We start from the raw sequence: 4,317 nt of genomic DNA, 5'->3' as shown, positions 1-4,317 counted from the left end.
CGGCCCGTCCGGCGAGCCGGGCGCGTACGGAGCGCTCCGCGATCATCTGGCAGCGCTCCAGGAGGGCGGCGGCGAGCGGGCCGCCGCGCAGGGCGCGCAGCGCGGCCAGGTCCTCGGGGAGCGGGTCGTATCCGGCGGCCAGGGCGTCCTGGAGGAGCTCCAGATAGCCGGTGAGGGAGCCGGGGAGGGCGTCGCGGTAGCGGGCGAGGTCGGCGAGGAGGAAGGCGCGCAGCCGTCCGGCCTCGGCGACGGCCTCGTCCACGCTGCCCGCCAGCCGCAGGCAGTCCTGGACATCCTCGTCGGGCAGGGGCGCGGGGTGCAGCGCGAAGGCGAGGGCGCGTCGGAGCACTCGCAGCTCGTCCGCGCTGAAGGCCATACCGCCGCGTGATCCGTAGGGCGTGGGCATGACGCGACAATACGTGCTAAAGGGACAAAATCGGCTTAACTGGTCGTCGATGGCGCGGCGGCTCCGGAGCGCCGTCGCACCCGGAGCCGCCGGTCAGCGGCCTGTTCCTACAGCCGCGACACGTTGCGCTCGTACACGAGGCGGAGTCCGATGAGGGTCAGCCAGGGTTCGTGCTCGTCGATGACGGAGGACTCGCCCAGCACCATCGGAGCAAGGCCGCCCGTCGCGATGACGGTGACGTCGTCCGGGTCGTCCGCCAGCTCCTTCTTCATCCGCTCCACGACCCCGTCGACCTGGCCGGCGAAGCCGTAGATGATGCCCGCCTGCATGGCCTCGACGGTGTTCTTGCCGATGACGCTGCGCGGCCGGGCCAGCTCGATCTTGCGGAGCTGGGCGCCCTTGACGCCCAGCGCCTCGACGGAGATCTCGATGCCGGGCGCGATGACACCGCCGGTGTACTCGCCCCGGGCCGAGACCGCGTCGAAGGTGGTGGCCGTGCCGAAGTCGACCACGATCGCCGGACCGCCGTACAGGTCGACGGCGGCGACCGCGTTGATGATGCGGTCCGCGCCGACCTCCTTCGGGTTGTCCATCAGGATCGGCACCCCGGTCTTGATGCCCGGCTCCACGAGCACGGCGGGGACGTCGCCGTAGTAGCGGCGGGTCACCTCGCGCAGCTCGTGCAGCACGGCCGGGACGGTGGAGCAGATCGCGATGCCCTCGATGCCGTCGCCCAGCTCCATGCCGAGCAGCGGGTGCATGCCCATGAGGCCCTGGAGCAGCACGGCGAGCTCGTCCGCGGTGCGGCGGGCGTCCGTGGAGATCCGCCAGTGCTCGACGATCTCCTCGCCGTCGAACAGGCCGAGGACGGTGTGGGTGTTCCCGACGTCGATGGTGAGCAGCATCAGGCGCCGGCCCCGTCGGTGTCGCGGAAGTCCAGCCCGATGTCCAGGATCGGCGAGGAGTGGGTCAGCGCGCCCACGGCCAGGTAGTCGACCCCGGCCTCCGCGTAGGCGCGGGCCGAGTCGAGGGTGAGCCGGCCGGAGGACTCCAGGAAGGCCCGTCCGCCGGTCAGGGCGACCGCTTCGGCGGTCTCGGCCGGGGTGAAGTTGTCCAGCAGGACCAGGTCGGCACCCGCGTCCAGCACCTCGGTGAGCTGGGCCGGCGTGTCCACCTCGACCTCGATCGGGACCTCCGGGAACTCCTCCCTGACCCGCTTGAACGCCTCGGCGACCCCGCCCGCCGCGATGACGTGGTTGTCCTTGACGAGCGCGGCGTCGGACAGCGAGAACCGGTGGTTGACGCCGCCGCCGCAGCGCACGGCGTACTTCTCCAGGGCGCGCAGCCCCGGCGTCGTCTTGCGGGTGTCGCGGACCTTGGCCCCGGTGCCCTCCAGCACGTCGGCCCAGGCGCGGGTGGCGGTGGCGATGCCGGAGAGCCGGCAGAGCAGGTTGAGGGCGCTGCGCTCGCCGGTGAGCAGGTCGCGGGTGCGGGTGGTGACGGTCAGCAGCTTCTGGCCGGGGGCGACGCGGTCGCCGTCCTCGACGTGCCGCTCGACCTCGAACTCGGAGGTGCAGACGATCGACAGGACCGCCTCCGCCACGCGCAGCCCGGCCACCACGCCGGCCTCGCGGGCGGTGAAGTCACCGGTGGCCATGGCGTCCTCGGCGACCGTGGCGACGGTCGTGACGTCCACCCCGCCGTCCAGGTCCTCGGCGATGGCGAGGTGCGCGATGTCCTCGACCTGGATGGGGTCCAGGCCGGATTCGGCGAGGAGCTGGGCGAGCGCGGGGTCGAGCCCGCACTCCTCGTACTCCTCGCCGTCGCCGCAGCCGCAGCCGTCCCCGCAGCCGCCCGCGGCGGGGGCGGGCGCGCCGACCCGGATCAGCGGTACGTCCACGGGAGTGGGGCGCGGATTCTCTTCGGGCGTGCTCACGGTTACGGCTCCTCGGGAGTGGGGTGGGTGGTGCTCGTCGCTGCGCAGTCTGCTGCCCCGGGCGCGTCCACGGGCCCGAACGCCTCGGTATCCGTCCGACGGAGGACGAGACCGTCCTCGGGGTCGAGCCGTACGACGAGGTGGCGGCGCCAGTCCGCGTCGTCGCGCTCGGGCCGGTCCTCGCGCCAGTGGCAGCCCCGGGTCTCCTCGCGGGCGCGGGCGGCGGCGACCAGGACCCGGGCGACGAGCAGCAGGTTGGTGGCCTCCCACGCCTCGACGCCGGGCACCGCGGGTTTGGTCTCCGCCGCCCCCGCCTCGCGGGTGGCGAGGCGCAGCTCCTCCAGCTCGTCCGCCGCGGCGGCCAGGCTCTCGGCGGAGCGCAGCACCCCGGCGCCCCGGGTCATGGCGCGCTGGACCGTGAGCCGGGTCTCGGGGGCCTGGAGCGGGACGGGGGCCCCGACGGGCCCGACGGCCTCGCCCGCGCGGGGGCGGTCGGCGACGATGCCGTCGGCGATGCGCTCGGCGAAGACGAGTCCTTCGAGCAGCGAGTTGGACGCCAGCCGGTTCGCGCCGTGCACCCCGGTGCAGGCGACCTCGCCGCAGGCGTACAGGCCGGGGACGGTCGTACGGCCCCGCAGGTCGGTGCGGACGCCGCCGGACGCGTAGTGCGCGGCGGGGGCCACCGGGATGGGCTCGGTGACCGGGTCGATGCCGTGGGACCGGCAGGCGGCCAGGATGGTCGGGAAGCGGTGCTCCCACATCTCGGCGCCGAAGTGGCGGCCGTCGAGGTACATGTGGTCGGTGCCGTTGAGCTGCATCTGGCGCGTGATGCCCTTGGCGACGATGTCGCGCGGGGCCAGCTCCGCCAGTTCGTGCTGCCCGAGCATGAAGCGCGTGCCGGAGGCGTCGACCAGGTGGGCGCCCTCGCCGCGCACCGCCTCGGAGACCAGCGGCTGCTGGCCCTCGGAGCCGGCGCCGAGGAAGAGGACGGTGGGGTGGAACTGGACGAACTCCAGGTCCGAGACCTCGGCGCCGGCCCGCAGCGCGAGCGCCACGCCGTCGGCGGTGGAGACCGAGGGGTTGGTGGTGGCGGAGAAGACCTGGCCCATGCCGCCGGTGGCCAGGACCACGGCCGGGGCGTTGACCGCGCCGACGCCGTCGTGCTGGCCCTCGCCCATGACGTGCAGGGTGACACCGGCGGTACGGCCTTCGGCGTCGGTGAGGAGGTCGAGCACGAGGGCGTTCTCGATGGTGTGGAGGGCGGCCGCGCGGACCGCCTCCACCAGGGCGCGGGAGACCTCGGCGCCGGTCGCGTCGCCGCCCGCGTGGACGATGCGGCGGCGGTGGTGGCCGCCCTCGCGGGTGAGGGCCACGGAGCCGTCGTCGGCGGTGTCGAAGCGGGCGCCGGTCTCCATCAGCCGGCGCACCGCGCCCGGGCCGTCGGTGACCAGGGCCCGCACCGCGGACTCGTCGCAGAGGCCGACGCCGGCGACCAGGGTGTCGGCCAGGTGCTGTTCGGGGGTGTCGCCCTCGCCGAGGGCCGCGGCGATGCCGCCCTGGGCCCAGCGGGTGGAGCCGGCGTCCAGGCGGGCCTTGGTCACCACGACGGTGGCGAGGCCCGCCGCGGCACAGCGCAGGGCGGTGGTGAGCCCGGCGACGCCGGAGCCGACGACCACGACGTCGGCGTCGATGGACCAGCCGGGTGCGGGGGCGGTCAGCCGTATACCGGTCACGGGGTCGCTCCGAAGGTGAGGGGGATGTTGTCGATGAGGCGGGTGGCGCCGACCCGGGCGGCGACGGCGAGAATCGCCTCACCGGCCGCGCGGTCGTCGGGGATCTCGGTGAAGTCGGCCGGGTCCACGAGCGCCACGTAGTCCAGGGCGAGCGGCGGGCTCGCGGCCTCCGCCTCCTCCAGGACCGTCCGGGCGGCGGCCCGCACGGCGGCGGGTCCGGCGTCCGGCCGGGCCCGGGCGAC

5 protein-coding genes are annotated in these 4,317 nt (G+C 74.7%); all 5 read right to left on the bottom strand.

The features are described 5' to 3' along the window. Positions 1–376: hypothetical protein (locus G3I41_RS11125; RefSeq protein WP_164400040.1), on the bottom strand; the 376-nt coding region annotated here is incomplete at its 3' end. A 137-nt stretch (positions 377–513) separates the two neighbouring features. Then, positions 514–1,311, bottom strand: coding sequence for a type III pantothenate kinase (locus tag G3I41_RS11120; RefSeq protein ID WP_018520480.1), 798 nt, complete (start codon positions 1,309–1,311; stop codon positions 514–516). Next, the gene (nadC, locus tag G3I41_RS11115) at positions 1,311–2,342 is read right to left on the bottom strand and encodes a carboxylating nicotinate-nucleotide diphosphorylase (RefSeq protein WP_164400039.1); all 1,032 of its coding nucleotides are present in this window, start codon (positions 2,340–2,342) and stop codon (positions 1,311–1,313) included. The genes G3I41_RS11120 and nadC overlap by 1 nt, the downstream gene beginning before the upstream one ends. Positions 2,343–2,344: 2 nt before the next feature. Continuing rightward, entirely contained in the window at positions 2,345–4,075 is a 1,731-nt protein-coding gene (locus G3I41_RS11110) for an L-aspartate oxidase (RefSeq protein WP_164400038.1), read from the bottom strand. Beyond that, positions 4,072–4,317 (bottom strand): pantoate--beta-alanine ligase (locus tag G3I41_RS11105; RefSeq protein WP_164400037.1); only part of this gene is annotated, 246 nt, incomplete at its 5' end. The genes G3I41_RS11105 and G3I41_RS11110, both read right to left, overlap by 4 nt.

It is taken from the genome of Streptomyces sp. SID9727, assembly GCF_010550605.1.
GTDB lineage: Bacteria > Actinomycetota > Actinomycetes > Streptomycetales > Streptomycetaceae > Streptomyces.
Note: the sequence above shows the minus strand (reverse complement) of the source record. Positions and strands in the feature narration are given on the sequence as shown.